At 64.5% G+C, this 26,103-nt stretch carries 42 protein-coding genes and 1 tRNA gene; 23 read left to right on the top strand and 20 right to left on the bottom strand.

All coding sequences use genetic code 11. The features are described 5' to 3' along the window. Positions 1 to 109: 109 nt before the first annotated feature. From FHS47_RS04565 to FHS47_RS04525, 9 genes are all read right to left on the bottom strand, one after another. Positions 110 to 460 (bottom strand): endodeoxyribonuclease RusA, encoded by a 351-nt coding sequence (locus FHS47_RS04565; protein WP_167023534.1) that lies wholly within the window; start codon positions 458 to 460, stop codon positions 110 to 112. Further along, complete coding sequence (locus FHS47_RS04560) at positions 457 to 996, bottom strand: Ref family recombination enhancement nuclease (RefSeq protein WP_167023531.1); 540 nt, start codon at positions 994 to 996, stop codon at positions 457 to 459. The genes FHS47_RS04565 and FHS47_RS04560 overlap by 4 nt, the downstream gene beginning before the upstream one ends. A gap of 196 nt (positions 997 to 1,192) precedes the next feature. Then, complete coding sequence (locus tag FHS47_RS04555) at positions 1,193 to 1,534, bottom strand: hypothetical protein (RefSeq protein ID WP_167023528.1); 342 nt, start codon at positions 1,532 to 1,534, stop codon at positions 1,193 to 1,195. Next, positions 1,531 to 1,812, bottom strand: coding sequence for a hypothetical protein (locus FHS47_RS04550; RefSeq protein WP_167023525.1), 282 nt, complete (start codon positions 1,810 to 1,812; stop codon positions 1,531 to 1,533). Before FHS47_RS04550 ends, FHS47_RS04555 begins: the two co-directional genes overlap by 4 nt. An 88-nt stretch (positions 1,813 to 1,900) precedes the next feature. Then, positions 1,901 to 3,214 (bottom strand): replicative DNA helicase, encoded by a 1,314-nt coding sequence (gene dnaB, locus FHS47_RS04545; RefSeq protein WP_167023523.1) that lies wholly within the window; start codon positions 3,212 to 3,214, stop codon positions 1,901 to 1,903. After that, positions 3,211 to 4,005 (bottom strand): hypothetical protein, encoded by a 795-nt coding sequence (locus tag FHS47_RS04540; RefSeq protein ID WP_167023520.1) that lies wholly within the window; start codon positions 4,003 to 4,005, stop codon positions 3,211 to 3,213. Before FHS47_RS04540 ends, dnaB begins: the two co-directional genes overlap by 4 nt. A 1-nt stretch (position 4,006) precedes the next feature. Next, positions 4,007 to 4,249 (bottom strand): hypothetical protein, encoded by a 243-nt coding sequence (locus tag FHS47_RS04535; RefSeq protein WP_167023517.1) that lies wholly within the window; start codon positions 4,247 to 4,249, stop codon positions 4,007 to 4,009. Positions 4,250 to 4,251: 2 nt separating this feature from the next. Beyond that, a complete protein-coding gene (locus FHS47_RS04530) occupies positions 4,252 to 4,488 on the bottom strand; it encodes a hypothetical protein (RefSeq protein ID WP_167023515.1) in 237 nt (78 codons plus the stop codon). 73 nt (positions 4,489 to 4,561) lie between these two features. Beyond that, a complete protein-coding gene (locus FHS47_RS04525; RefSeq protein WP_167023512.1) occupies positions 4,562 to 5,164 on the bottom strand; it encodes a hypothetical protein in 603 nt (200 codons plus the stop codon). Positions 5,165 to 5,286: 122 nt separating this feature from the next. Between FHS47_RS04525 and FHS47_RS04520 the strand changes: the two genes are divergently transcribed. Beyond that, positions 5,287 to 5,583, top strand: coding sequence for a hypothetical protein (locus FHS47_RS04520; protein ID WP_167023509.1), 297 nt, complete (start codon positions 5,287 to 5,289; stop codon positions 5,581 to 5,583). On the opposite strand, the gene FHS47_RS04515 is transcribed toward FHS47_RS04520, so the two are convergent. Together FHS47_RS04515 and FHS47_RS04510 are read right to left on the bottom strand one after the other, a co-directional pair. Then, on the bottom strand, positions 5,507 to 5,800 hold the full coding sequence (locus FHS47_RS04515; RefSeq protein ID WP_167023506.1) for a hypothetical protein: 294 nt from the start codon (positions 5,798 to 5,800) through the stop codon (positions 5,507 to 5,509). The genes FHS47_RS04520 and FHS47_RS04515 overlap by 77 nt on opposite strands. Positions 5,801 to 5,896: 96 nt before the next feature. Next, a complete protein-coding gene (locus tag FHS47_RS04510) occupies positions 5,897 to 6,115 on the bottom strand; it encodes a helix-turn-helix transcriptional regulator (RefSeq protein WP_167023503.1) in 219 nt (72 codons plus the stop codon). A gap of 73 nt (positions 6,116 to 6,188) precedes the next feature. Between FHS47_RS04510 and FHS47_RS04505 the strand changes: the two genes are divergently transcribed. The 22 genes from FHS47_RS04505 (at position 6,189) to FHS47_RS04400 (ending at position 16,154) form a co-directional block, all read left to right on the top strand. Continuing rightward, positions 6,189 to 6,839 carry a helix-turn-helix transcriptional regulator gene (locus tag FHS47_RS04505; RefSeq protein WP_167023500.1) on the top strand — a complete coding sequence of 217 codons (651 nt, stop codon included), beginning with the start codon at positions 6,189 to 6,191 and terminating at the stop codon, positions 6,837 to 6,839. Continuing rightward, on the top strand, positions 6,839 to 7,156 hold the full coding sequence (locus FHS47_RS04500) for a hypothetical protein (protein WP_167023497.1): 318 nt from the start codon (positions 6,839 to 6,841) through the stop codon (positions 7,154 to 7,156). The genes FHS47_RS04505 and FHS47_RS04500 overlap by 1 nt, the downstream gene beginning before the upstream one ends. A 2-nt stretch (positions 7,157 to 7,158) precedes the next feature. Continuing rightward, on the top strand, positions 7,159 to 7,488 hold the full coding sequence (locus FHS47_RS04495; protein WP_167023494.1) for a hypothetical protein: 330 nt from the start codon (positions 7,159 to 7,161) through the stop codon (positions 7,486 to 7,488). An 89-nt stretch (positions 7,489 to 7,577) separates the two neighbouring features. Next, complete coding sequence (locus FHS47_RS04490; RefSeq protein WP_167023491.1) at positions 7,578 to 8,006, top strand: hypothetical protein; 429 nt, start codon at positions 7,578 to 7,580, stop codon at positions 8,004 to 8,006. 146 nt (positions 8,007 to 8,152) lie between these two features. Then, positions 8,153 to 8,416 carry a hypothetical protein gene (locus tag FHS47_RS04485; protein WP_167023488.1) on the top strand — a complete coding sequence of 88 codons (264 nt, stop codon included), beginning with the start codon at positions 8,153 to 8,155 and terminating at the stop codon, positions 8,414 to 8,416. Next, positions 8,413 to 8,637: a hypothetical protein gene (locus tag FHS47_RS04480; protein WP_167023485.1), complete on the top strand. Its 225-nt coding sequence runs from the start codon at positions 8,413 to 8,415 to the stop codon at positions 8,635 to 8,637. Before FHS47_RS04485 ends, FHS47_RS04480 begins: the two co-directional genes overlap by 4 nt. After that, positions 8,634 to 9,026, top strand: coding sequence for a hypothetical protein (locus FHS47_RS04475; protein ID WP_167023482.1), 393 nt, complete (start codon positions 8,634 to 8,636; stop codon positions 9,024 to 9,026). The genes FHS47_RS04480 and FHS47_RS04475 overlap by 4 nt, the downstream gene beginning before the upstream one ends. 275 nt (positions 9,027 to 9,301) lie before the next feature. Then, on the top strand, positions 9,302 to 9,553 hold the full coding sequence (locus tag FHS47_RS04470; RefSeq protein ID WP_167023480.1) for a hypothetical protein: 252 nt from the start codon (positions 9,302 to 9,304) through the stop codon (positions 9,551 to 9,553). A 10-nt stretch (positions 9,554 to 9,563) separates the two neighbouring features. Continuing rightward, on the top strand, positions 9,564 to 10,469 hold the full coding sequence (locus FHS47_RS04465; RefSeq protein WP_167023477.1) for a recombination-associated protein RdgC: 906 nt from the start codon (positions 9,564 to 9,566) through the stop codon (positions 10,467 to 10,469). Then, positions 10,466 to 10,885 (top strand): hypothetical protein, encoded by a 420-nt coding sequence (locus FHS47_RS04460; RefSeq protein WP_167023474.1) that lies wholly within the window; start codon positions 10,466 to 10,468, stop codon positions 10,883 to 10,885. The genes FHS47_RS04465 and FHS47_RS04460 overlap by 4 nt, the downstream gene beginning before the upstream one ends. Continuing rightward, entirely contained in the window at positions 10,882 to 11,466 is a 585-nt protein-coding gene (locus tag FHS47_RS04455) for a hypothetical protein (RefSeq protein ID WP_167023471.1), read from the top strand. The genes FHS47_RS04460 and FHS47_RS04455 overlap by 4 nt, the downstream gene beginning before the upstream one ends. After that, a complete protein-coding gene (locus FHS47_RS04450; protein WP_167023468.1) occupies positions 11,463 to 11,723 on the top strand; it encodes a hypothetical protein in 261 nt (86 codons plus the stop codon). The genes FHS47_RS04455 and FHS47_RS04450 overlap by 4 nt, the downstream gene beginning before the upstream one ends. A gap of 2 nt (positions 11,724 to 11,725) precedes the next feature. Next, positions 11,726 to 12,070: a hypothetical protein gene (locus FHS47_RS04445; RefSeq protein WP_167023465.1), complete on the top strand. Its 345-nt coding sequence runs from the start codon at positions 11,726 to 11,728 to the stop codon at positions 12,068 to 12,070. Beyond that, positions 12,067 to 12,552 (top strand): hypothetical protein, encoded by a 486-nt coding sequence (locus tag FHS47_RS04440; protein WP_167023462.1) that lies wholly within the window; start codon positions 12,067 to 12,069, stop codon positions 12,550 to 12,552. The genes FHS47_RS04445 and FHS47_RS04440 overlap by 4 nt, the downstream gene beginning before the upstream one ends. Further along, positions 12,549 to 12,785 (top strand): hypothetical protein, encoded by a 237-nt coding sequence (locus tag FHS47_RS04435; RefSeq protein WP_167023459.1) that lies wholly within the window; start codon positions 12,549 to 12,551, stop codon positions 12,783 to 12,785. Before FHS47_RS04440 ends, FHS47_RS04435 begins: the two co-directional genes overlap by 4 nt. Beyond that, positions 12,782 to 14,038 carry a hypothetical protein gene (locus FHS47_RS04430; RefSeq protein WP_167023456.1) on the top strand — a complete coding sequence of 419 codons (1,257 nt, stop codon included), beginning with the start codon at positions 12,782 to 12,784 and terminating at the stop codon, positions 14,036 to 14,038. Before FHS47_RS04435 ends, FHS47_RS04430 begins: the two co-directional genes overlap by 4 nt. Continuing rightward, positions 14,031 to 14,255 (top strand): hypothetical protein, encoded by a 225-nt coding sequence (locus FHS47_RS04425; RefSeq protein WP_167023453.1) that lies wholly within the window; start codon positions 14,031 to 14,033, stop codon positions 14,253 to 14,255. The genes FHS47_RS04430 and FHS47_RS04425 overlap by 8 nt, the downstream gene beginning before the upstream one ends. Beyond that, entirely contained in the window at positions 14,252 to 14,545 is a 294-nt protein-coding gene (locus FHS47_RS04420) for a hypothetical protein (RefSeq protein WP_167023450.1), read from the top strand. The genes FHS47_RS04425 and FHS47_RS04420 overlap by 4 nt, the downstream gene beginning before the upstream one ends. Next, positions 14,542 to 15,279: a hypothetical protein gene (locus tag FHS47_RS04415; protein WP_167023447.1), complete on the top strand. Its 738-nt coding sequence runs from the start codon at positions 14,542 to 14,544 to the stop codon at positions 15,277 to 15,279. The genes FHS47_RS04420 and FHS47_RS04415 overlap by 4 nt, the downstream gene beginning before the upstream one ends. Beyond that, positions 15,276 to 15,647, top strand: a complete 372-nt coding sequence (locus FHS47_RS04410) for a hypothetical protein (RefSeq protein WP_167023444.1) — start codon at positions 15,276 to 15,278, stop codon at positions 15,645 to 15,647. Before FHS47_RS04415 ends, FHS47_RS04410 begins: the two co-directional genes overlap by 4 nt. Further along, a complete protein-coding gene (locus FHS47_RS04405; protein ID WP_167023441.1) occupies positions 15,644 to 15,994 on the top strand; it encodes a hypothetical protein in 351 nt (116 codons plus the stop codon). Before FHS47_RS04410 ends, FHS47_RS04405 begins: the two co-directional genes overlap by 4 nt. Next, positions 15,984 to 16,154, top strand: coding sequence for a hypothetical protein (locus FHS47_RS04400; protein ID WP_167023438.1), 171 nt, complete (start codon positions 15,984 to 15,986; stop codon positions 16,152 to 16,154). The genes FHS47_RS04405 and FHS47_RS04400 overlap by 11 nt, the downstream gene beginning before the upstream one ends. Before the next feature lie 154 nt (positions 16,155 to 16,308). Here FHS47_RS04400 and FHS47_RS19700 read toward each other — a convergent pair whose 3' ends face one another. The 9 genes from FHS47_RS19700 to nuoH form a co-directional block, all read right to left on the bottom strand. After that, positions 16,309 to 16,650, bottom strand: coding sequence for a hypothetical protein (locus FHS47_RS19700; protein WP_247741271.1), 342 nt, complete (start codon positions 16,648 to 16,650; stop codon positions 16,309 to 16,311). Between the two features lie 1,015 nt (positions 16,651 to 17,665). After that, a tRNA-Met gene (locus FHS47_RS04390) sits at positions 17,666 to 17,742 on the bottom strand. A 765-nt stretch (positions 17,743 to 18,507) separates the two neighbouring features. Further along, positions 18,508 to 19,968 (bottom strand): NADH-quinone oxidoreductase subunit NuoN, encoded by a 1,461-nt coding sequence (nuoN, locus tag FHS47_RS04385; protein ID WP_167023436.1) that lies wholly within the window; start codon positions 19,966 to 19,968, stop codon positions 18,508 to 18,510. Between the two features lie 13 nt (positions 19,969 to 19,981). Continuing rightward, entirely contained in the window at positions 19,982 to 21,493 is a 1,512-nt protein-coding gene (locus FHS47_RS04380) for an NADH-quinone oxidoreductase subunit M (protein ID WP_167023433.1), read from the bottom strand. A gap of 14 nt (positions 21,494 to 21,507) precedes the next feature. Continuing rightward, complete coding sequence (nuoL, locus tag FHS47_RS04375) at positions 21,508 to 23,601, bottom strand: NADH-quinone oxidoreductase subunit L (RefSeq protein ID WP_167023430.1); 2,094 nt, start codon at positions 23,599 to 23,601, stop codon at positions 21,508 to 21,510. A gap of 4 nt (positions 23,602 to 23,605) precedes the next feature. Then, a complete protein-coding gene (gene nuoK, locus FHS47_RS04370; RefSeq protein ID WP_036112219.1) occupies positions 23,606 to 23,911 on the bottom strand; it encodes an NADH-quinone oxidoreductase subunit NuoK in 306 nt (101 codons plus the stop codon). After that, positions 23,908 to 24,561: an NADH-quinone oxidoreductase subunit J gene (locus FHS47_RS04365; protein ID WP_167023428.1), complete on the bottom strand. Its 654-nt coding sequence runs from the start codon at positions 24,559 to 24,561 to the stop codon at positions 23,908 to 23,910. Before FHS47_RS04365 ends, nuoK begins: the two co-directional genes overlap by 4 nt. A 20-nt stretch (positions 24,562 to 24,581) precedes the next feature. Continuing rightward, complete coding sequence (nuoI, locus tag FHS47_RS04360) at positions 24,582 to 25,073, bottom strand: NADH-quinone oxidoreductase subunit NuoI (protein ID WP_167023426.1); 492 nt, start codon at positions 25,071 to 25,073, stop codon at positions 24,582 to 24,584. Between the two features lie 5 nt (positions 25,074 to 25,078). Then, complete coding sequence (gene nuoH, locus FHS47_RS04355; RefSeq protein WP_167023423.1) at positions 25,079 to 26,101, bottom strand: NADH-quinone oxidoreductase subunit NuoH; 1,023 nt, start codon at positions 26,099 to 26,101, stop codon at positions 25,079 to 25,081. Between the last annotated feature and the right edge of the window lie 2 nt (positions 26,102 to 26,103).

The raw sequence follows: 26,103 nt of genomic DNA, 5'->3' as shown, positions 1-26,103 counted from the left end.
TCGCATGCCTTAGCCATCTCGATGTGCGCCTGGGCTACTTCGCCTATCGCATTGATTGACTCGCGCACAGCGTTAAGCCTTGACGATGCCCGGGTCGGCAAATGGATGGTCATGCCGGCCGCACCTCGATCCGGACGCCGTACTGGTGGGGAGCGCCGCGCTCCTGGTCGTACTCGAACCGAATCCTGCTCCGGTCCTTGTCGTCGATGCCGTAGGCGTCCGCCACGCCGTCCCGGATGGCTTTGAAGACGCCCTGCAGGTTGTCGTCATCGAGCGAACGAGGCGCGATGCGCACCAACCTCACCACGACCGGGAGCGGCGGACGCTTGGCATCGAGCAGGGTCCAGTGTGCCGCCTCTCGTTCTCGCTTCACGCGACTGGCCTTCTTGCGCCAGTGGCCTCGCGAGTTCGGGCCCGCAAGCAGTTTGAGGTCTTCAATATCCACTACCAGAGGCTTCATGCAGCCTCCGGAAAGCGCACGGGCAGGTTCGCGATCATCCAGTCCTGGAGGCCCAGCAAGGCGTCGTCGTCGCGGTACACCTCGCGGAAGAGACGGGGCTGACACCCGAAGCTCGGGCCATAGGCGACGGCGTGATCCTCGTACCCGAGGTTCGCGAAGACGAGCCGCTTGCCCTGATGGTGGTAGTGACACAAGCACACCGTGAAACGGTGGCCCCGCCGGCGACCGCCACTGAGCAGGTGGTGGATCTCCAATTCCTGGCCATAGCTTGCCCGGCAGCAGAACCGTTCCGTCTCGTTGAGGTAGCACGCCACGCACCCGCGAACGCGCGCCGCCACCCAGCGCTCCCGCTCCGCCTGCGTGGGCCTGGGCTTCGGCTTGGCCGTTAGGGTCTTACGGGGGTATGCCGTCTGGGCCTTTCCAGCCTCGTCGAAGGCCACCGTTACGCGCTTCTTCGCCTCGCGGATGACCGCAGTTGCAGCGAAGCCGCGGCGGGCCTGGAGCGGCGTCTTCCGGATGAGAGGGGTGCGCTTCATCGGCTGGCCACCTGCCAGAACATCTCCTGTCGCCGCCACCAGGCCCGCTTGAGAAACACGCGACGCCGTACCGTTCGAGCGGTATAGAAACCGACGCCGCAGTTCGAACAATGATGGCCGACGAATGCGGAAAGTGCGTGTTCGCCGCAACGCGTGCAAGTCCAGCGAACGACGAATGGTCCGAACGTGATTCGCTTCATGCCGCTCTCCTCCCGCTCAGGGACTCGATATGGCAGACGAGGTCCTGCTCGATCTCCTGCAGATCGGCGACAGTCAGCCGCTCGCCCTCGCGCTTGGCTTGGTAGATGCCCACAAGTTCCTTCGCGTGAACGCGGCAGTGCCGGTCGTAGTCGACGTGGCGCCAGGAGTACGCGGCCACCTCCCCGTTCTCGCCGGCGAACAGGGCTATGCGGCCGTGGTCGCTGATAGCGGCCTTCACCCGCTTCACCAGGTATTCGCCGCCCACGTGGTTGAAGTTGCCGATGTGCACGCGCAGGTCGCTCACCTTGCTGCGGCTCAGGCGATTGGTATGTCTCATTCCTCGTTGCCTCTCATGTGGGGCCGGATCGCGCGCTGCATGCGCTCGTTGTAGGTCTTCCGGTCGTCGGACTGCTTCGCGTAGAACCGGCGCCAGCTCGCTTCGAATTCGGGGAGGTGCGCCAGCTTGTCGCCGTCCACCGGCAGACCGTCCACACGCGGCGCACCGCCCCACTTCTCGCCCTGGTCGTTGACGGCATATACCGGGCGCGGAAGGAGGCGCGGGGGCGTCGGATCAGCCGCGGAGGCCTCGCGGAACGCGGCGACAATCTCGGCCACGAATGGAAACTTCGCCCGAAGGACTGCGCGCTCCTTCTCCAGCGCTGCACGCCCCGCTGCGCGATCAGCTTCGATCCGCGAGAGTAGGTCAATAGTCATAAGCCCCGTGGTGCGAGAAGTCGCGGAAGCGCATCGTTTCGGCGTGCCAGACGGCGCGGATGAATCCCGTGGGGCCGTGACGGTTCTTCTCCACGCTGATCTCGGCCAGGCCTTTGTCGGCCGAATCCTTGTTGTAGACCTCGTCCCGGTAGAGCATCAGGATCTGGTCGGCTTCCTTCTCGATCTCGCTCGAGTTCGCCAGGTCGCCCATGTTCGGGCGCTTGTCGGTGCGCTTCTCGACCTCGCGGTTCACCTGCGCCAGCGCTATGACAGGGATGTCGAGTTCCCGGGCGATGTCCTTCAGGCCCACGGCAACCTCTCCCACCTGATCGATGCGCGAGGCGCGCGGGTCGTTGCCCTTCACGCGCTGCAGGTAGTCCACCAGCAGGCGCCTGATGCCGTACTTGTGCTTCCAGCGGCGGGCGACACGCTGCAGCTCACCGATGGTCAGACCGGCCGCGTCGCTGATCATCAGCTCGCGTTCCATCAAGTCCGCCACGGCGTTGGCCATGCGGCCCAGGTCTTCGTCGTCGTGGGAGCCATTGCGCAGGCGAGAGGCATTGATGCCGCCCTTGATGGCCAGGAGGCGCGATCCGATCTGCACGACCGGCTGCTCCGTGGAGAACAGGCCAGCGCTGCCATCGTCGCCCAGCGCGATGTTCAGCAGCAGCGCCGTCTTGCCCACCGAGGGCCGGGCGCCGATCACGATGAGGTCGGAGTTGTGCAGGCCGCCGAGGACGTCGTCCAGTTCGGTAAGGCCAGTGGGAATACCGGGAATCCGGCCGCCCCGCGCCTTGGCGGCCATCGCTGCCTCGTACGCAATCGTCAGGGTTTGACGAAGGGTGTATTCGGTGTTCTGGCTGACGTGCTGCATGCTCATCAGCTGTCCGATACCGCCGTCGAGCAGGTCCATAGTCTCGCGTTCGGCGCCGTAGGCGTCCTCGACGAGGCCCACGGCGGCGTCAATGACGCGGCGGCGGATAGCCTTCTCACGGACGATACGGGCGTAGGCGACGATGTTCGCCGCGCTCGGCGTGTCGTTGGCCAGCTGCATCAGGTAAGCCGGCGGCACCTGGTCAAAGTCGTGCTTCGCGAACCAGTCGCCCAGGGTGATCGCATCGCACGGGGTGCCGCGGGCAGAAAGCGCCACCATGGCCCGGAAGATGAGGCGGTGATCGCCCCGGTAGAAGTCCTCGACCTCGAGGTGCGAGGACACGACGTCGATGCCGTCCGGCCGGAGCATGAGCCCACCTAGCACGCTCTGCTCGGCCTCGATCGAGTGCGGTGGCACGCGCAGGTTCATCGGCGCAGTTCCTCGCGGTGACGAGGCGGGTCAACGCGCTGGGCGAAGCCGTTCGGGCTACGGGCGTTGCGGATCCAGTTCCGGTAGGTCGCGTCCCAGTCGAGCTTCGTCGCGTCCCTGCCCGTCTTCGCATGCCAGTGGTCGCGGAACTTCGCCGTCTCCAGCCGGAGGTCGATGTCGGGGCGCTCGGCGCGTGCGGCGGCGATCAGTTCGGGCGTCGGTCGCCAGTCCTCGGGGAGACGGGTGCCGTTGCGCTTGGGTGTCTTGTCGGGGCGGTTGCTGTCGCCGGAGACGGGAGGAACGGGAGCAGCCGCCGACGAAGTTGGCGGCATCTGCTCTTTCTCTTCTTTTCTCCTCTCCTCTCCTCTGTCGTGACCTTCCGTGACATGCCGTGACTCCACCTGTTGCGCCGTGACATCGGCCTGTCGGTCACGCTCGCGCTGGGCACGCTTCCGTTCAGCCGCCGTAGCGTCCTCGGCCTTGGGCTGCCTACGTTTCCAGGCTGTCAGGCGATCGCATTCCAGGGTCTTCCCCTGCATGGCAATGCGGATCGCCTTGACCTCGTCTTCGGGGATGTCGAGGGCCGCACCGATGTCCTCATCGGACCAGTTCAGCAGTTCGCCGCGCACCGGCGCCTGTGACGCGTTCTCCATCATCGCGGCCCATATGGACACAACGTGACCTACCGTGACATTGCGTGACAGCGCTCGTGCGGCGCGTGACGCCACGGTCTTCCACTTCGGGTCCGTGACCGTGCCGTGGTGCCAGCGGAACCAGTGTTCGGTCGCCATGTCAGTGCACCGCGCTTCGTGTCGGCGCCTTGCCCGTCTTCTCGAGGACGATGGCATCCAGGCCGCTCTGGAGCTTTGCTACCTGCTCCGGGGTCGGATCGAGGATTTGCCGTAGGGCAACGAGTGCGGCGGCGCCCACGCCGATAATCTGGGCCACCTGCGCCTCAGAGATCGACGCGTGGTCGATGAGGTCGTGGAACTTGCGCGAGATACCGAGAATGTCGTCGATAGACTTGTCGTGCATGGTCACTCCGGGTTCCGGGAAAGTGCAGACACGCAACCGGCCGGATCCGGCTGTCCTCGGGCAGCTACTCCCGAGTTAGCGTGCTGCGGGTTGAACAACGAGCCCTGCGGCGGCGATGGCGCCAGCGAGGCGAGGTGCATTTCGGCAGCGGTGAGCTGCTCGGGTGTCGGCCCATGCGCTTCCAGGTGCGCGAAGTCGCGCAGGGCCTGGCGGTACGCAGGGGACGACAGGCGGTTCATGGGGCGAAGGCCTTCAGAGCGCGTAGCGTGCGCAGCCACACGAGGCGTTCGCGAATCGTCAGGGTGTGACGCATCAGCCTGCGCTCCGCATCAGCACGACGTTCCTCGCCTCGTCCGGCAACGCCGCGGCGAGCTGGGCCTGCATGCCAGCGAGACTGGCCATGAGATGCGACACGGCCTCGAGCGCGGGCTTCAGGTGCGGCCTGTCGCCTTCGTCAATCCTGCCGTCGGCCACGATCGGCGCCATGGCGTCGGTGACGCGCGCGGCGTGCGCCAGCATGTCGCTGAAGGATGAAAGGCCCTGATCGGGCGCCAGCTTCTTCGCCGGCAGACGGTCGTAGCGATCGAACAGCGCCAGCAGCGCGCGCTCGCGAGCAGGCTCAGGCAACGCCATCACCCAGGGTTCCTCGAACTCTGCCGGGAACTCCTCCACCTTGCCGCGCAGCCAACGGTCCACGATCTGGCGGTTGTGCGCCCTGTCCTTCTCGTACTGGCTGCCATCGGTCGGGTGCGGCAGGCGCAGATTCGACTCGTCGAACGCCGCGGCGGCCATCGTGTGCGCCAGTGTCACGAAGGTGTCAGCGAAGGCTGTGACGACCAGCTGCCGTTCGGCCTGTGCCTCGCGGGCAATCCGGCGAACCAGTTCGATTCGGGTTTCGTGAAAACGCTTCGTCATGGTGGTGAATCTCACTGGTTGCGACACTTACGCCATGGACATCACGGCGTACGGAAAAGGCGGGTTTCCCTTCGTGGCAGAATCGAGCTGCGACACCACCAACCACACACGAAGGGGAACCCATGGAAAAGAGCCCTGGCGACGTCACCTACACGCCCGAATTCACCAAGGACGCGCGTTTCCGCGCGGTGGAACTGATCCTTACTGCGCTGATCCGCGAGCTGCCGGACCGGATGGCATTCATGGAGCGGTTGAACCAACTGATCGACAACGAGCATTCGCTCTATCTGGACAAGGCACGCGAACTTCCCGAGGGGCCGCGCGTAAGCGCGCTCGAGGTGGTCAATGCGCAGATGGAGGCTGTCCGGGACGAGGCGAATCGGGTTTTTCTTGGGAAGACGCCTCCTGGTCCAACCTGATCCGCTCCGTCAGGTCTCGGAGGATTTCGGAGGCCTGGGCCGCATCGATCTTGAGGTCTACGACGATCTCGCCTGCTTTTGTGGGTCGCACGCGCAATAGATCTTCCAGTTCGGAGGTCGCCTCCAGCGCGGCGTTGACCGCCTTGCGCATGCGCGACAGCAGGACGAAGTCGTACGCCACGAACGCCAGCACGGCGATGGAGAAGATCAGGCTCATGGGCGCCTCTCAGTTCGATTCGGGGTCGTCGCCTTGAACACCATCCACATGGACGGAGCGGCAAACGTCAGTAGGCAGAGGAAATCGGTGAGCACGTCAGGCCACCTTCCCGGCGGGGACTGGATCGACCGGAGGCTTCGCGCCGGAAAGGTGCAGGTGGTGCAGGCGCACGGCTGCCATTCCCCTGGGCTCCTGCGACCTTCCCTGCTTGATGTCCGACAGGGCTTGAGGCGAGCAGCCAATGGCTGAGGCAAGCGCGGTGAGCGACCAGCCGTCGTTCTGCAAATCTGCGATTCGTTCGGACCATGGCTTCATGGGGCGAAGCCTATGGCATCCCATAACTCGCTGTCAACGGCATCCCATAACGGGTTTCCATAACCATTCGCCCATGACCGTGGGTGAACGAATCAAGGAGGCGCGCCTGCGCCTGAAGATGTCTCGGCCTGCTCTGGCGAAGGCCGCGGATCTGCCATATCCGACGCTGGCCGGCATCGAGAACAGTGACCAGTCGTCGAGCACGAAGCTCCACGTGCTGGCGAAGGCCCTCCGCGTGCGCGTGGAATGGCTGGAAACCGGCAAAGGCCCCATGGAAGCGAGCGATGAGCCGCCAGCCGAGGAAGGCTGGGCCGATATCATCGGGGTGCGCCAAGCTGCCGCCCTGGGCGATGGTGCCGTGGTGGACGAGTACGCCGAGACCCATAAGCTGAAATTCCGAGCCGAGAGCCTGCGGCGGAAGAAGCTCCACGCCGAACGGCTGGCCGTGCTCTACGGCCGCGGCGACTCCATGGCCCCGACCATCAAGAACGGGGACGCGATCCTCTTCGACACTTCAGATATCGAGCCTCGGGACGACAAGATCTATGTGATCAGCTACGAGGGCGACCTCATGGCTAAGCGGCTGGTCGAGCTGGGTGGGCGGTGGTTCATATCGAGCGACAACAAGGACGACCCGAAGTGGCGGAAGCCCGTCGCGGTCGACGAAACAAGGCAGTTCGAGATCCACGGCCGCGTGCGGTGGATCGGTAGCTGGGAGGATTGATGGAAAAGACCGACCGTGAAAAGCTCGACGCGATCACGTTGGAAGGTGTTCAGGAGTACCTACGCGCTAAAGGGGCCACCGACTCGTGCATGTCGTGCGGCAGCACCTCGTGGTTGTTCATGGGACATAATGACGATGGGCTTTTCTTCGGACTGCCCTACGGGAAGCTCAGGCAGCAAGATTCGACACTTTTGACGACTCATGGGCGCGCGCGGCCGGTATTGGCTATGATGTGCTACAACTGCGGCTTCCAGCGTATTCACGATGCGTTCGTCGTGGGCTACTGGCTAGACCAGCAGAAAAACAAGGAAGGGTAACAATGACGGTGACCAAGGGGCCGTGGAGCGATGTCCGCCAAGGAGACTTTTTATCCGGCGGCGAGCCCCCAAATGGAGGTGGTATGGACCCGAGAGTTGATCGCTTAGAGCGCGTGGTTGAGCGGTGTGAGACCGATCTTACTGACATAAAAGTGACTCTAGCCGGAGTCAGCGAGCGCTTAAAGCACGTCCCAACCAAGGCCCAATTGTTGGGGTGGGGGCTCACCGGTGCGGTATTGATCGTCGCCGCGTTGTGGGGAATCATCGGCACGCTGCTTGCCGCGAATAATGCGCAGCTAGCTTCTGAGATCGTAAAATCAATCGCTAAGTGACTGATGCGTGACCTGACTCACTAGGTAGAAAGCCCGCCTCGGCGGGCTTTTTCGTATCATCGGGACCGACCATCCACAGGGGAAAGGGAATGCGCCACGCCTGGATTCTTGCTGCCTGCTCGATCGCCATTGCCGGCTGCGTCACGAAGCCGCCCCGCCCCGACCAGCTGCGCCAGCCGCCCGCTGACCGGCTGCTGGCCTTCCAATCCCCAACCGACGGCGACGCCACTATCGTGGTCACCCGTGACGTCGGGATGTCCGGCAGCGGCTGCTACGGCGCCATCTTCATCGACGGCAAGGTCGCGGCGAAGGTCGCCACCGGCGAGCGCGCCACGTTCCACGTCCCCGCCGGCGAGCACATCGTCGGCACCTGGAACACCGGCTCCGGGCTGTGCGGATACCGCGAGGGCAAGGACCGCCGCGAGGTTTCCACCATCCTGAAGCCGGGCGACGAAAAGCGCTTCCGGATCACTATCAACCCGAATTCTGGGGTCGAGATCACGCCCACCACGCTGTAAAGGTCTGACGACCGCGCTCCAGCTCAGGCCGCTTCGGCGGCCTTTTTCTCGCCTGCCAAAAAAAGTTATGGAATCCCATTGACAGTTAGCTATGGAATGCCATAGCCTCACTTCCACGCCGCCAACCACCGGCGAGGGAGAGAACCATGGGCACCAACCTGAACCAGCCGACCTGCCAGACGCTCGCCGAACGTGCGGGGGAACTGTCCCAGGCCACGAATCAACTGATCGCGGACATCGAGTCCGACGTCAATGCCCCACCGGGGGCGGCCTTCCACGCCATGGAAGCGTACGTCGCGCTTGGCAACGCCATGCTCTCCCTCGAAGCGGCTGCGCGTGAGCTGGCGGTGAGGCACTACAGCCTGATGGCGGTCGAATCCTCGCAGGAAGCGATCCGGGGTGTGGCATGAACGCCTCCCTCCGCATCTACCTCGTCACCCTCGCCTGCCTTGCCGCCTTCGGCTGCGCTGTCCAGAAGACGCAGCGCGACCGTGACATCGAGCAGTGCACCTATGGCGCCGTCGTACCGGACAACATCCCGCAGCGCGAGCGTGAGGCGTACCTCCAGAACGAGACGGTTCCCGCCTGCCTTCGGGCCAAGGGCTACACCGACGAGGGCGACACACCATGAGCGCCCTCACCGTCCGCCAGAGGCAGGCTCTGCGCTACGCCGACATCCAGAACACCGCGCGGCATGACATGCGCGCAGCCGAAAGCGAGTTCCGCGCCACCGTGGTGCGCCTCCCTGTTCGGCAGCAGACGCCAGCATCGTCGGAGTCCTTGCTGCAGCGCTGGTTCGAGCGTGCCGGCTGGTTCCTGTTCTTGCTGGTCGGCCTCGCGATCTTCGCGCTCTCGGCATGCGGCGAGTTCCGGCCGCGGCCCGACCTCAAGGTTTCGACGCTCACGCAGTCGTCCGTGTCATGCGTGCACGGCCACAAGACCGAGCCGGTCGGGACCATGGGGCCCTACGACACACCCGTGGTGCTGGTCACCGCCGAGAGATGCGAGGTGCGCCCGTGATGCGCCGCCTGATTGCCTGGTGGATGTCTGCGCCCTTCGACGAGCGCTCGGCTGTCCTGCTGATCGTCTGCATCTGGGCGCTAGGCGCGGCCTGCTGGGTAATCGATCCCGCTTCTTCCCACCCCTAAGGCCCTCGCCCCGTGGGCAACGGGGCACAAGCAAGCCGCCTTTCGGCGCGGGGACCTCCCCTCTCCCCCCGTCAGGCCTCGCCCGAGAGGCGGCTTCCTTGTCCTGATCTTCAACGCCACGCCGGCTCCGGCCGGCAAAGGAATCCCATGCCAGTCGTAACGCTGGATGTCGAAATCGATGTCGCCGACGTGCTCGACAGACTCGACGAGGACGACCTTCGCAAGCTCGGCCTCGTCGATGCGGCAGAACTGGACGACGCCGACGAACCCGTGGACTGGCAGTCCATCGCCGATGCCATTCGCCGGGCGGACTTCCGCAAGGCTGAAGAACTCATCACCGAAGCCGCCCGCGTGGCTGGCTTTGATCTCCCACCGTTTGCCGTGGCGCGCGCCGCCTAAAGGACCGTCCATGCTCTTCCGCAACCTCACCCTGTTCCGCTTCTCGCCGGCCGTGGCCGCCGACCTGTCACGCCTTGACGATGTGCTACCCGAGCATCAGCTGCGCGCCGTCGGCCCGATGGAGATGTCGACGCGCGGCTTCGTCTCGCCCTTCGGCCGCGGCGATGACCGCCTCACGCACACGGTGGGCCACGACACGATGGTCGTGGTGGGCAGCGAGTCCCGCATGCTCCCGCCGTCGGTCGTGAACGACGAACTGGCCAGCCGCGTGCAGAAGATCGCCGAGAACGAGGGCCGCAAGGTCAGCGGGCGCGAGCGGAAGAAAATCAAGGACGACGTGCTCAACGAGTTGCTGCCGCGAGCCTTCGTCCGTCAGACCTTGACGTCTGCCTACGCCAATCTCACTGGCGGCTGGGTCGTGGTGAACACCGCCAGCCGCAAAACCGCAGAAGGCGTACTATCGCAGATCCGCGAAGCGCTCGGCAGTTTCCCCGCCGTGCCTCTCGCGCCCGAGGATTCGCCCCGCATCCTCATGACCCACTGGGTCGCCACCGGCGAACTGCCGGCTGGCTTCGCCCTGGGCGACGAGATCGAGCTGCGCGACCCGGCTACCGCCTCCGGCGCCGTCGCCCGCTGCCGCCGGCAGGATCTGGACACCGACGAAGTGCGCGAGCACCTGCGCACCGGCAAGCAGGTCTTCCGCATCGGTCTCACGTTCGACGACCGGATCAGCTTCGTGCTCGGCGAAGACCTCGTGATTCGCAAGGTCCGGTTCACCGACGTGGTGCTCGACGAGCAGCCCGAGCACGAGTCAGGCGAGGCGGAGCGGGATGCCACCTTCGCCCTGATGGCTCTTGAGCACCGGCGTTTGCTCGATCGGCTCGCCGACATCTTCAAGCTGCCGAGGCCCGAATGATGGCTGCCGCTCCCATTTACGCCAATGTCCGCGATCCGGAGCGCGACCAGGCCATCGCCGCGGCGCGTGCGTCTTGCACGACCGAGCAGGTAGCCGCGCAGTTCGGCATTACCTCCGGCGCCGTGCGCGCCGCGCTCCGCCGGGTCCGCAAGGCCAAGACGTACGAGCTTTTCCTCGAGCGCGATGATGGCACGCGCCAGCGGCTTGGCCTCGTCGTGACGCACAAGGGCTTCACAGCCGCCTGCATCGGGGCCTATCGAACCTACGGGGAGTTCTTCCGTGGGTTGGAACTTCCTGGATGGCGAATCACCGACACCGCCGGAAGCTGCAACACGCTCGAAACCATCCGGGGCCTGATCTCGCGAGAGGTTGCGGACTGGACGGACGACCACGCCGAGTTGCCGGAAAACGTATGACCACCACCATCACCCCCGAGGAGTTCGAGAAGGCCCTTGCACGTGCGTGCATGAAGGCTGCGAACCGCTCGATGATCTTGGAGCCGTTCCGGTGCGGCGACCGGACCGCCGTTCTCACGGGCGCGAATCTTCGCGAGATCGCCGGCGAGGCTGGACTATCGGTGCCACAGGCACGGCGGCGCATCGAGAAGCTTCTGAAGGATGCGAAGGTTCTGAGGCACGACACGACGGGTGGGTGCACGCGCTGGTGGCTCGTGGGTCTGGCTCCCAGCCCTGCAGCTGCGCCGGCAGCACCGATCAGCCTGCCGCCATTCGTGCCGGCCGTGCACGCCACGCCCTCGCCAGCAACGGCGCCCCGTCAAGGTGTGACGCCCCCGACCGCGCCTGTTCCCGCGCGCCAGCACTGGAGCGACGTCCTGGGCGTGGCCCGCGACTGCTCCACCAGCGAAGCGCGCGAAGCATTCAAGTCCGCCCTTGCCGCGGTGGACGACCTCGACCTCGACGCGGATCAGCAGCGCCAGCGCATCCGCGATGCCTACAACGCCCGTCTCGTTGAAGACGGTATTTCGGAGTTCGAATGAGCAAGGAATCCGAGAATCAGGCCTATGCACGCGGCTACGCCGCAGGCCGCAAGCGCCAGCAATCCGATGAGGTGAAGGCTTCGGTGAGGGCTGGCCAAGTCGCCTTCTGGGAAAAGGCCGTCCTGGCCGTCGCGCCTTATTTCATGGGTTGCGAGGCGTGGGTTAGAGGCGAAAAGAAGCTCACGGGCCTCGAAGACCGGGCAGACCTTGCTGTGAAGTTCGCCAACTACGTCACGGCCCAGCGGCCGAAGGAGTGACCATGGATCAGCCCATTCGCAAGCTGTTCGACCCGTCCGCCCTGCCGCCCCGCGATGAAATGGGCCACGTCGAGCATCCCGACCTAGATCGTTTTATGACGGATAGGGACGATGAGGCCTTCGTCGATGCGGAGGCCCTGAAGAACGCCGGCTTTGAGTACTGCTTCGTCCATCTGGATGGGAGCGATGACCAAGCTGCGAACGACCGCTATTTCGAAGAGGGCGACCCTGACTTCTCGGCCTGGACGCCGGAAACCCCCGAAGGCGGCTGGCTTCTCGCGGGCATGTGGGAAGCCGAGGAATGGGGCCCGGTGGCGTTCTACGTGCGCGAGGCCGTCAAGGCATGATGCGCTTCCTCGACCGCCTCGCCTCCCGCACGCTGAAGCGCGCGCCCGATGTCGTCATCGGCGGCCAGGAGCGTCCCTACCTGCTCCGCTGGTGGGTGATCCCGCGCAATCGCCTGTTCAACGTCTACCTGCACGTCTTCATGCGCTCGGACGACGATCGCGCGCTCCACGACCACCCGTGGTGGAACGTCAGCGTGCTGCTGGCCGGCCGGTACGTAGAGCACAGAATCAACGCCGGCGGCATCCACACGCGTACCGAGCGGCGCGAGGGTGACGTCGTTGCCCGCGGCGCCAGCACGGCCCATCGCATCGAACTTACCGACGGCCCGTGCCTGACGCTCTTCATCACCGGCCCGCGTTTCCGCGAGTGGGGCTTCCACTGCATGCGCGGCTGGGTGCCCTGGCAGAAGTTCACCGATCCCAAAGACCCGGGCGCCATCGGCGCGGGGTGTGAAGCCTTGACGAAGGAACCGAAGGCATGACGGCCGAATTCAATGATCACGCGCGCCGCGTGAAGGGCAAGCTGCCAATCCAGATCATGTCGTTCGCAGATGGGGGCGAAGGGGATCTGGTCTGTGACGACGATGGCATAGGCGAGCTGACCGACTTCGGCCACGGCTTCGTCGAGATCGGCATGCACTACGGCGAGGAGCGCGTCTACGTGCGGTTCCGACTCTCCGACCTAATACGCGCCACCAAGGAGCACAACCTGTGAACGACGAATCCAGCAATTGCCGGGCTGTATACGCGGTTGCCGCCGATGGTGTATCCGACAGCGGCCACCAGCTCTACACCATCCATCAGAAGCGCGTGCCGAACGCGGATAACTGGAAACTGTTCGTCTCCCAGCCTTCCGAGCAGCCGAGGGGCGAGGCCAGCAACCAGAAGCTGGGGAGGTTCGGCCACCACCCGGACCCGGCGATGGATTTCTGCGTGGAAGCTGAGTGCCTGATTGGTGAGTTGTACAACGCCCGTGTGGGCTTCGAGAAAGGATCGCCGTCTCGTGAAGATCTAGACCGGCGTGTCTCCGCTGCGCTGTCGTTCGTGGTGGGTGGCGATACGTTCGCTGTGCGCGCCAAGCAGCAGTTGCGCGCAGCTCTCGCCCAGCCGAAGCCCGAGCAGGCGGTGGGCGATGGGGTGGCGAAGCCGTGGCGCTTCGATCCTTCTGTCGCCAATTACGAGCAGTATCGCGAGAGGCTTCGTGCCATGAGCCCGTACCGCACCGACGGACGCGCAGATGACAACCTGCTGGCGGACATGATCCTCCTCTTGCTCGACATCGAGCGAGGCTGGCACCTTACTTCGCGCCCGGCTGTCGCCACGCCTGCCGATGGGCGCGAGCCTGACGAATGCCCCGCAACGGGACGCTATTGCGAGTTCGAACTAGGGCCGGCAGACGTGCGCCACTGCAAATATTGTGGGTCGCTGGACGATGGTGCGTCCACGCCTGCCGAGGTGACGGACGACACGCGCGAGTACGTGCTGCGTGCGATGGCCGAGAACTACAGCGAAGGTCACTCGTGGGACAAGCTGGACGCCGCCGCGTGCATGCGTGGTGCCGATGAAATCAAGGCGCTTCGTGACGCCCTCACCGCCCAATGTCAGGTCCGCAAGGATGGCGGGGTTACGGACCGGTTGCTAGTTGCAGCGAGGGCGTGCTCCAGTCGCCTGCAAATCCTGTGCGATACACGGTTGCGCGGACACGAATGCGCGGCCGCACGAGCGGAGTATCACGCCCTCAACGCTGCCATTCATTCCGCCCTAGCCTCGCCCAGCGCCAGGGCGGTAGTGCCGGAAGGCATTGTCGTAGATCGTGTAGACATGGGCCGAGGTGATGAGCGTTACATCGGCGTAGCAGATGGATCGATGGGCATAACTGTCTCGTCGCACGGCTCGCTTGAGCATCGCCTCTTATTCGAGATTGCAAACGCGCTGCTCGCCGCCGCGCCGGAGGTGGGCCGTGCCTGATACCTCGTGGACCGATCAGCCGACCTGCCCTTACTGCGGCCACATCGAACGCGATGCTTGGGAAATCCCTTTTGACAGCATCGACGGCGAGGTTGTACAGACCTGCGCACACTGCGGCGAGGATTACCACCTCTCCCGCAACGCGATAATCACCTACACCAGTGAGCCGCTGAAGAAAGCAGACACCCGTGATGCGGGTAGCGAGGTGCAGTCGTGATCTTTGAGCTTTTCATGGCTGGCTGTATCGCAGGAACGGGCTTCGCTTTCGGATACATCATCGGTCGAGAGGAAAAGCAGGCCGCCGAGCGCCGAGGCTCGTCCATCCTTGAGGCGCTGTCGAACGGTTACAACACCACGGCCTGTCGCCGCATCGGCGAGGCATTGGAAATAACGACGGAAGGCGGTGAGGACGTAGGTGAGTACGTCGAATGGGCGTGCCGGCACGCATGGGTCGAGGAACAGAAAGCCGATCTTGCTGCCCAAATGAAGCGACTGGAGGAAGCATGAGCAAGGTCGTGCGCGAGCGCCCAATCCTCTTTTCGGCGCCGATGGTGCGCGCCATCCTCGAAGGCCGCAAGACCGTGACGCGGCGGGTCGTGAAGCTTCGTCATTCCTGGGAGCTTGAGGAAGCCGCCGACGGATCGAAGTGGCCGTGGCACCCGGATTACGTGACGGGTGGCGAGTGGGACGGTTGGGCCGATTGTCCCTATGGCATGCCCGGCGACCGCCTGTGGGTGCGCGAGGCATGGCGCGTGCCTGCAAGCCTGGACGACTTGTCCGGCAAACGGATCGCGGAGAAATGTCTTGAGGCGGGCTACCGGAAGCCGTGGGCGCCGATCAGCTTCGAGGCCGACGGTGCGCTGAGCAGCGCGAAGGACTGGCGGGATTTCGGCTCGACGCCTGGCGAGGCCGTGCCGGGACGCTACCGCCATGCCCGCTTCATGCCCCGCTGGGCCAGCCGGATCACGCTCGAAGTGACCGCCGTGCGCGTGGAGCGGTTGCAGGACATCAGCGAGGTGCAGGCCATCGCCGAAGGCATCGAACGCGTCTCGGACAACTTCGGGAACGGGCCAGCCTATTGCGACTATTCGATGGGAAGGCTCGACGACACTGCCGAATGGTTCTCGCAGCCGATCCCGAGCTTTCGGTCGCTGTGGGAGTCGATCAACGGCTCCTGGAGCTGGGCCGATAACCCGTGGGTGTGGGTGGTGGAGTTCCGCCGCGTGGAGGGCACGCCGTGAGCTACTGCCGCTGGAGCACCGACGATTTTCAGTGCGACCTCTATGTCTACGAGTCGGTGGGCGGATTCTGGAGCACGAACGTGGCTGGGAACCGCATCGTCTACAAGGAGCCCTTGCCGGCGCCGGTGCCCTACACCGCCGAAAGATTTCGGGAATGGCTCGAACGCGATGAGCGCGTGTTCCAGATGATCGACGAGGCCGATCGCATCGACATTGATCTGCCGCACGCCGGCGAGTCGTTCGAGGACCCGACACCCGGGGCATGCGCTGACCGCCTGGAATACCTGAAAGGCCTCGGCTACAGGTTTCCCGACGACGTGATCGAGGCGCTTCGCGAAGAACAGGAAGAACGAGGACGTGCATCATGACGACGGCAGCGCAACAGCGGGTCATCGAATGGCTGGCGAACGGAAAGACCGGTGTCAGCAGCAAGACCATGGCGTTCTACCTTGGGTTCGACGTGCGACCTGATGACTGCGGGCACCCGCACGATCCGGCCGACTTCAACCGGTGCCTGATCCTTCTCGAAACCGTGCCAGAGATGCGCCCACATCTTCCTCGCATGGCCGAAATATCGCCCTACTGGGCGCGGCTGGCAGCGCGCTGGGACGACGTGGAGAAGTGCTTCCGAGAGGAAGCCGGCCTCGGGTGGGCGAAGTCCCAGGAGGCCTATGCAACCTGCAAGCTCATGAAGGAGGTGCTGCATGGCAGCTGACCCGAAAGCCCCCATGGCTCCAGCCATGGCGGTCCTGATCGAGGAACTGGCGAAACGTGCCGTGCGGGATTATCTGACGGCAAAACCGGCTACAGACCGCCATTCCAGCCGCTCGCGATCGAATCGGGATGGCTTGCCCGATTTGAACGAGGCTGCCTAAAGTCCGCCCGATGAGAACCGCCGCCTACGCCCGCTACAGCAGCGATAACCAGCGCGACGCCAGCCTCGAGGATCAGCTGCGCAACTGCCGCGCGTACTGCGCGCGGATGGGCTGGCCCGAGCCTATGGTCTATACCGACGCCGCCGTCAGCGGTTCACGCCTTGACCGCGAGGGATATCAGCGCCTCCTCGCCGACGCGCACCGCTTCCAGGTGCTGCTCGTGGACGATCTTTCGCGCTTCGGCCGTGATAGTGCCGAGCTCACGATGACCATCCGCCGGCTGAAGTTCGCCGGCGTCCGCCTCATCGGGGTAAGTGATGGCGTCGACACGGAGCGGAAATCGCACAAGGCCGACGTGGGTCTGCGCGGCCTCATGTCCGAGATGTACCTCGACGACCTCGCCGACAAGGTGCACCGTGGACTCACCGGTCGCGCCCTGGCCGGCGCCAGCGCTGGCGGCCTCCCTTACGGCTACCGGATCACTTCCATCGGTCAACGGGCGATCGACGACACCCAGGCCGCGATCGTGCGCCGCATCTTCGCTGAATACGTCCAGGGCTCCAGCCCTCGCGAAATTGTCGCCAGATTGAATCGGGACCGCATCCCGTCGTCACGCGGCGGCGATTGGTACGTCAGCGCGGTGTACCCGGACCGAAAGCGAGGCATCGGCATCCTAGCGAACCCCATCTATGTCGGCCGCCAGGTGTGGAACCGCAGCCACTTCGTGAAGCACCCGGACACGGGCCGCCGGCTGCGACAGGACCGCCCCGAATCCGAGTGGATCATCACCGAACACCCAGATTTGGCCATCGTCGATGGGTCGACGTGGGACGCGGCCCAGGCTCGCGCAGGGCGCCTAGGGAACAGGGCAAGCAGCACAGCCGATGGCCCTCGCGGACCCGGCCGCCCAATGCGTTATCTGCTGAGCGGGATACTTCGTTGCGGCGAGTGCGGCGGGCCGATGGTCATCGTTGACCGGTATCGCTACGGCTGCTCCACCGCCAAGGACCGTGGCGCGACCATGTGCGCGAGCACCCTGAAGGTGCCTCGCATCCCGGCCGAGAAAGCGCTCGTCGCTGGCGTCCAGGCAGAATTGCTCACCGACGAGGCCTTCCAGCGTTTCACGGCGGCCGTCACCGCGGAACTCAAACGGGCAGCCCCGGACGCTGAGGCCGCGAAACGGCGGCTTGCTGAGGCGGAAAAGGTGCATGGCAACGTGATGGCCGCCATCCGTGCCGGCATCGTGACCGCGAGCACCCGCGACGAACTCGTACGGACGGAGGGTGAACTGGAGGCTGCGCGCGCCGCGCTGGCCGCCGTGAAGTCGTTCCAGCCCTCGCAGATACTCCCCCGAGCGAAGGAGACGTGGCGGAAGCTGGTGGCCGAGCTGTCGACCGTCGCCGACACGGCCAGGGCACGAGAGGCGCTGCGCGAGCTAATCGGCGAGTCCGTCCACGTCACAAAAAGAAACGGCGCGATCTATGGTGAGATCGCGCCGAGTCAGATAACGCTGGTAGCGGGGGTAGGATTCGAACCTACGACCTTCGGGTTATGAGCCCGACGAGCTGCCAGACTGCTCCACCCCGCATCAGAGTCAGCAAGTATATGGAGGTGGCCGGATTCTTGCAAGTAGTTTTCTTACGGGCGTGTGAAAAAAAGCGTTTCACTCGCCGCCATAGCGGCAAGTGAAACCTCGCGATAATGCCGACCTGCCGTGGCCCATGACAACGGCCGTCTGTGGGAGCCTTCAGTGGCGATGGTCGCGAGCGTGCCCGCTGGCGCGGATCGCCGGCATAGCCGGCTCCCACAGAAACACCACGCCGCCGCCCAGGCGTCCGATGCCGGCAGCCGTCACCCACGCCGCGATGTCTGGAGTCGAGGGCGTGCGGGCGGAGAAGGCCCGCAGGGGGCGGGCCAGGACGGCCCGCCGTCTTCGCCGAGGCAGGAGGCCGAGTCGAAGACCCCCGCCCGGACGCCCGGGTCCGCCGCGGCGAAGCCATAGGACACTAGCCGCGAAGCGGCTCTCCTTTCGCAAGGAACGACGTAAGTCTTCGCGGCGTGGGTGACGGCTGTCGGCTTCCAGACCACGGTGCAGGCGCCGATGCAAGGCCAAAGGCGAGCAAACCCTACGAAGCGCAAATGCAGCACGAATGCGGCGGCGAAGCCGCATAAGGCATGAACTCGCGTTAGCGAGTTACCCGATGCCGTAGGCAGCGCTGCGAAGCGCAGGACGACTAAGGCGCTGGGCCCCGGCGTACGCCGGGGCGACGAACATAAATGCGCCGGGGCAACGGCCATAAAAAAAGGCGCCGGGATGAACCCGGCGCCCTCTTCGCATCGTGCTTGCGGCAGATCAGCCCGCGAACGCCCTCTGGCACCAAGCCAGCAGCGGGGCCCAGGTGAAGCCGAGGACCAGCAGCGCAAGGGCGTTGATCGACAGCACCCAGCGAGCCGGCGCATCCGCACGCGCGTGGACGTCCTTGCCCTCCACCGGCGTGTCGAAGTACATCACCTTCACCACGCGCAGGTAGTAGTAGAGGCCGATGATGGCGAACACGGCGCCGACGATGGCCAGCCACAGCATGCCCGCGTCGATGGCCGCCTTCAGCACCAGCAGCTTGCCGAAAAAGCCGAACAGCGGCGGCACACCGGCCAGCGAAAACATCACCAGCAGCATCAGGAAGGCGAACCACGGCGAACGCTGGTTCAGGCCGCGCAGATCGTCGATCTCCTCGCACTCGAAGCCCGAGCGCGACAGCACCAGGATCATGCCGAAGGCAGCGGCGCTGGTGAGCGCGTAGCTCACCGCGTAGAACATCGAGGCCGAATAGCCTTCCGGTCCGGCGTTCACGAGGCCCACCAGCAGGTAGCCCATGTGCGAGATGGTCGAATAGGCCAGCAGGCGCTTGAGGTTCGACTGCACGATGGCGACGAGGTTACCGATGGCGAGCGAGAGCACCGCCAGCACGGCCAGCATCATCTGCCACTGCGGGGCAAGGCCCGCCGCACCGCCGGCGATGTCGCCCATGCCGGTAGACAGAAGGCGATAGGCCATGCCGAAGGCCGCCAGCTTCTGCGCCGAACCGATGAACACAGTGACGGCGGTCGGCGAGCCCTGGTAGACGTCCGGAATCCACATGTGGAACGGCGCGGCACCCAGCTTGAAGCCGATGCCCACAATCATGAAGACGAGGCCGAACAGCAGCAGCGTCTTCCACTCCGTGCCGACGATGGCGGCATGGATCGTGTGCAGGTCGAGGCTGTGCGTGGCGCCGTAAACCATCGACATGCCATACAGCAGCATGCCCGAGGCCAGCGCGCCCAACACGAAGTACTTGATCGCGGCTTCGGACGACAGCTGCGAATCGCGGTTCAGCGCGACCAGCGCATACGACGACAGCGTGAGCAGTTCGAGGCCAAGGTAGACCGTGACCAGGTTGCCGGCAGCCACCAGGAACATGATGCCCACGGTGGCGAAGATCGACAGCGTATAGAACTCGCCGAACGGAATCGCCCTCTCCTTCAGGTAAGGACGCGCGTAGACGAAGATCACCGCCATGATCAGCAGCGAGAACAGCTTCAGCACTTCGGACACGCCGTCGCGTACGAACATGCCGCTGAAGGCCGTAACCGATGTGGCGGGCTGCCCGTCGACGACGAGGTAGGCACCGACCAGCAGCACCACGATGGAAAGCCAATGGACGATGCCCTTCTGGGCCGGCTTCAGGTACGCATCCAGAAGGAGCAGCACGCAAGCCGCCACCACGAGGTACGCCTCGGGGAGCAGGATCAGGATGTCGTTGATACTCGGCATGGATAGTTCCCGCTCAGACTTTGGTGATGGCCAACTGCTCGACGAGACGAGCAACCGACGCATCCATCAGGTGGACCAGCGGCTCGGGCCAGATGCCGAGAACCAGCACGCCGGCCGCGAAGGCGCTAAGCACGAAGATCTCGCGACCGTTGACGTCCTTCAATTCCGCCACGTGCTTGTTCTTGATGTCGCCCCAGAGCACGCGCTTCACCATCCACAGCGTGTAGGCGGCACCGATGATCAGCGTGAAGGCGCCGAACAGGGCGATCCAGGGGTTGGCGCTGAACGAGGCCAGGATGACCATGAACTCGCCCACGAAACCGCTGGTACCCGGCAGACCGCTGTTGGCCATGGCGAACAGCACATAGAACGGCGCGAAGACGGGCATGACGTTGATGACGCCGCCGTAGTCCTTGATCTGGCGCGTGTGCATGCGGTCGTAAAGCACGCCGATGCAGGTAAACATCGCACCGGAGATGAAGCCGTGCGAGATCATCTGCACCATGGCGCCCTGCATGCCCAAGCGGGCGGCGTCCGGGTTGTTGCTGTCGCGAACGAGCAGGAAGGCGATGAAGATGCCCAGCGTCACGAAGCCCATGTGGGCGATCGACGAATAGGCCACCAGCTTCTTCATGTCCTGCTGCACCAGCGCGATATAGCCGATGTAGCAGACCGCGATGAGGCTGAGCACGATGACCAGCCAGGCGAACTCATGCGAGGCGTCCGGCGTGATCGGCAGGCTGAAACGCAGGAAGCCGTAGCCACCGATCTTCAGCATCACCGCCGCCAGCACCACCGAACCACCGGTGGGCGCTTCCACGTGGGCGTCGGGCAGCCAGGTGTGCACCGGCACCATCGGCACCTTGATGGCGAAACCCAGCAGGAAGGCGAAGAACAGCCATGCCTGCTCGGTCAGCGTCAGGTGCACGTTGGCCATGTCGGCGATGGCGAAGCTGCCGCCGGTCTTGTGGTACAGGTAAATCAGGCCGATCAGCATGAAGATCGAGCCGAAGAACGTGTAGATGAAGAACTTCAGCGTGGCGTACACACGGCGCGGACCACCCCAGATACCGATGAGGATGAACATCGGGATCAGCATGGCCTCGAAGAACACGTAGAACAGCAACGCGTCCGTGGCGCAGAACACGCCGATCATCAGGCCCTCCAGCACGAGCATCGCGGCCATGTACTGGTGCGGCTTGTTCTGGATGATTTCCCACGCGCCCACGATCACGAGGATCTGGACGAAGGTCGTGAGGATGATCAGGGCCACCGAGATACCGTCGACGGCCAGCGAGTAGTTGATGCCGAGCGACGGGATCCAGCTGAGCGACTCGCCGAGCTGGAGCGTGCCCGTGGCGGCATCGTACGCAGGCAGGAGGGCAAGGCTGGCCGCAAAGGTGGCAACCGCCACCAGCAGCGAGATCCATCGGGCGAGGCCGGGCCGGCCGGCGCCGGCGAGCAGCACCGGGACGGCACCGACGACCGGGAGCCAGATCAGCAGGCTGAGCAAGTGATTCGACATAGAGCTCGTTTCCCTTATTGCCCGATCAGCCAGTACCCGCCGAGGAGCAGGATCAGACCGAGGATCATGGCGAACGCGTAGTGGAAGAGGAATCCGGATTGCAGGCGGCGGGCGCCGCCGGCGATGCGCTGCACGAGGCTGGCCGAGCCGTTGACGATGGCGCCGTCGATGATGGCGGCGTCGCCCACCTTCGACAGGCCCTCACCCAGCTTCACGCCACCCTTGGCGAACACCGCAAAGTAGAGTTCGTCGATCCAGTACTTGTGGTTGAGCACTTCGTAGACGGGCTTCAGCGCGTGCTTCGCCTTGTCGGCCACGGACGGATTAAACAGATACACATAGGTCGCCACGGCGAAGCCCGCGAAGGCCAGCCAGAACGGCGCGGCGGTGAAGCCGTGCAGGCCCATGGCCAGCGCACCGTGGAACTCGTGCGCCAGCTCGCCGAGGACGTTGTTGGCCTCGTTCACGTGAATCGCCTTGCCGAACCAGTCGCCGAAGAGCATCGGGCCGACGGTGAGGAAACCGATGACGATCGACGGGATGGCGAGCAGCACCAGCGGCACCGTCACCACCCACGGCGACTCGTGCGGCGCGTGTTCGAGCACACCCGGGGTGTGGTGTGTGTCTTCCTTGTGCGTGTCGGCGTGATCTTCGTCGTGCGACTCGCCGTGCGGGTCGTGCCCGTGCGGCTGGTCGTGCTTGGCATGGGCCGCGTGCGCGTGACCGTGCGCCACGGTGAAGCGTTCCTTGCCGTGGAAGGTCATGTAGAGCAGGCGGAAGCTGTAAAGCGAGGTGACGAACACACCGGCGAGCACGCAGAAGTACGCATAACCGGCGCCCCAGCGATGCGACTCGCCCACGGCCTCGATGATGGCGTCCTTCGAATAGAAGCCTGCGAAGAACGGCGTGCCGGCGAGTGCCAGCGAACCGATCCACATCGTGATCCAGGTCACCGGCATGTACTTGCGCAGGCCACCCATGTAACGCATGTCCTGCTCGTGGTGCATGCCGATGATGACCGAGCCCGCACCGAGGAAGAGCAGCGCCTTGAAGAAGGCGTGGGTCATCAGGTGGAACACGGCGCCGCTATAGGCGGAGACGCCCAGCGCCACGGTCATGTAGCCGAGCTGCGACAGCGTGGAATACGCGATCACTCGCTTGATGTCGTTCTGCACGATGCCGATCAGGCCCGTGAACAGCGCCGTGGTGGAACCGATCACGAGGATGAACGAGAGCGCGGCGTCGGTCAGCTCGAACAGCGGCGACATGCGGGCGACCATGAAGATGCCCGCGGTCACCATGGTGGCCGCGTGGATCAGCGCCGAGATGGGCGTCGGGCCTTCCATCGAATCCGGCAGCCACACGTGCAACGGCACCTGCGCCGACTTGCCCATGGCGCCGATGAACAGCAGCACGCCGATCACCGTGGCCGCATCCCACGCGTGGTTCTGCGTGATCTGCAAGGTCTTGCCGACCAGTTCCGGCGCATGGTTGAACGCGGTCTGGTAGTCCAGCGTGCCCAGGAAGTACAGGATCGCCGAAATGCCGAGCAGGAAGCCGAAGTCGCCCACGCGGTTGACCAGGAAGGCCTTCAGGTTGGCGAAGATCGCCGTGGGGCGCTTGTACCAGAAGCCGATCAGCAGGTACGACACCAGGCCCACCGCTTCCCAGCCGAAGAACAGCTGCATGAAGTTGTTGCTCATGACGAGCATCAACATCGAGAAGGTGAACAGCGAGATGTAGCTGAAGAAGCGCTGGTAACCCGGGTCGTCCGCCATGTAGCCGATGGTGTACAGATGCACCAGCAGCGACACGAAGGTGACCACCACCATCATCATGGCGGTGAGGCGGTCGACCATGAAGCCCACCGAGGCGTGGAAGCGGCCGATCTCGAACCAGGTGTAGACGTCCTGGTTGAAGTTCTGCGCGCCGCCCCAGACGAGCTGGTAGAGCACGTAGAACGACAGGCCGCAGGCGATCGCCACGCCGAGGATGGTCGCGGTATGCGCCCCTGCCCGGCCGATCACCTTTCCGAAAAGGCCGGCCAGGATCGAGCCCACCAGCGGCGCCAGGGCGATCGTCAGCAGGATTGAAAGCGAGAGACTCATCGGATCAACCCTTCATGCTGTCGATTTCGGCGACGTTGATCGTGCTGCGGTTACGGAACAGCAGGACCAGGATCGCCAGGCCGATGGCGGATTCCGCCGCGGCCACGGTGAGGATGAAGAACACGAACACCTGGCCGCCCACGTCGCCGAAGAAGCGCGAGAAGGCCACGAAGTTGGTGTTCACCGCGAGGAGCATCAGCTCGATCGCCATGAGCAGCACGATCACGTTCTTGCGGTTGATGAACAGGCCGGCGACGGCGATGCAGAACAGGATCGCGCCGAGCACGATGTAATGGGAAAGCGTGATCACGGGGCGTTCTCCTGCGGGGGCACGACGACCGGAGCCGGGTTCACCGATGCCGGACGTTCCACGGCGACCTTCACGACGCGGACGCGATCGGCGGCGTTCACGGCCACCTGCTGCGATGCGGACTGGTGGCGGACACCGGTACGCTGGCGCAGGGTGAGCGCCACGGCGGCCACGATGCCCACGGTGAGGATCAATGCGGCGATCTCGAACGGCAGCAGGAATTCCGTATAGAGCGCCTGTCCCAGCCACGCCACGTTGGAATCGCCGGCCGGGTTCGGCCCGAGCGTGTGCGCGTGCATGGCCTTCACGCCGATCATCGCCAGCATTTCCGCCAGCATGACCACGGCCACGACGATGCCCACCGGCAGGTAGCGGATGAAGCCCTCGCGGACCGCCTCCTGCTTGATGTCGAGCATCATGACCACGAAGAGGAACAGCACCATCACCGCGCCCACGTAGACGACCACGAGGGCGATGGCGAGGAATTCCGCTTCGGCCAGCAGCCAAACGCAGGCCATGCTGAAGAAAGTCAGCACCAGCGAAAGCACGGCGTGCACCGAGTTCTTCACGGTGATGACCATCAGGCCGCCGAGGACGGCCACGGCACCGAAGAAGTAGAAACAGATGAGTTGAAGCAGGTCGGTATTCATCGCATGGGTCTCTTAGGCGCTCAGCGGTACGCCGCGTCCTGAGCGCGGGCGGCGGCGATGTCCTGCTCGAAGCGGTCGCCGATGGCCAGCAGCTGGGCCTTCGTCACCACGTTCTCGCCCCGATGTTCCATGTGGTACTCGTGCACGTGCGTCTCCACGATGGAGTCGACCGGGCAGCTCTCTTCGCAGAAGCCGCAGAAGATGCACTTGAACAGGTCGATGTCGTAGCGCGTGGTGCGGCGCTGGCCGTCCTCGGCGCGGGGGGCCGAGTCGATCGTGATCGCCAGCGCCGGGCACACCGCCTCGCACAGCTTGCACGCGATGCAGCGCTCTTCGCCGTTGGCATAACGGCGCAGGGCGTGCAGGCCGCGGAAGCGGTTGGACTTGGGGATGTGCTCCATCGGGTAGCGCATCGTGTATTTCGGCTTGAACATGTAGCGCATGGTCAGCGCCATGCCCTGGAACAGCTCGATGAGCAGCAGGCTCTTGAAGTATTGGGTAACGCGGGTCATGGCTTTCAGGCTCCCGTGCCGAGGTGGACCCAGCCGAAGTACTTCATGCAGCCGGCGACAAGGACCCAGACGATGGTGATGGGGATGAAGACCTTCCAGCCGAGGCGCATGATCTGGTCATAGCGATAGCGCGGGAAGCTGGCGCGGAACCACAGGAACAGGAAGGCGAAGAAGAAGGCCTTGATGAACAGCCAGTGGAAGCCGCCGTGGCCGATGAAGCCCCAGGACTCGGGGAACGGCGACAACCAGCCGCCCATGAACAGGATCGAGGCAAGGAAGCTCACCAGGATCATGTTGGCGTATTCGGCCAGGAAGAAGATGGCGAACGCGGAACCGGAGTACTCCACGTGGAAGCCGGCCACGATTTCGGATTCGCCTTCGGCCACGTCGAACGGGGCGCGGTTGGTCTCCGCCACGCCCGAAACGAAGTAGATGACGAACACCGGCAACAGCGGCAGCCAGAACCAATCGAAGAAGTTGCCGCTCTGCGCGTTGACGATCGCGGTGAGGTTCAGGCTTCCCGTGAGCACCAGCACGCACACGATGGACATGCCCATCGCCAGTTCGTACGAGATGACCTGGGCCGCCGCACGCATGGCGCCAAGCATCGCGTAGCGCGAGTTCGACGACCAACCGGCGAGGATGATGCCGTACACGCCCATCGAGGTCATCGCGAGCAGGTAGAGCACGCCCGCGTTCACGTTGGCGAGCACGGTGTCCGGGCCGAACGGCACCACCGCCCAGGCGGCCATGGCGGGCACCAGGGCCAGCATCGGCGCGAGGTAGTACAGGAACTTGTTCGCGTTGGTCGGAAGGATCACTTCCTTCAGCAGCAGCTTCACCACGTCGGCGAAGGCCTGCAGCATGCCGAGGGGACCGATCTTGTTCGGCCCCATGCGCACGTGCATCCAGCCGATGACCTTGCGCTCCCAGTAGACGAACATCGCTACCGAGATGATCAGCGGCAGCAGGATCGCCACGATGAACAGTACGGGGATCAACAGGTGATGGATGAGTTGATCGGCCATGG

This window comes from Luteibacter sp. SG786, from assembly GCF_011759605.1.
Lineage (GTDB): Bacteria > Pseudomonadota > Gammaproteobacteria > Xanthomonadales > Rhodanobacteraceae > Luteibacter.
Note: the sequence above shows the minus strand (reverse complement) of the source record. Positions and strands in the feature narration are given on the sequence as shown.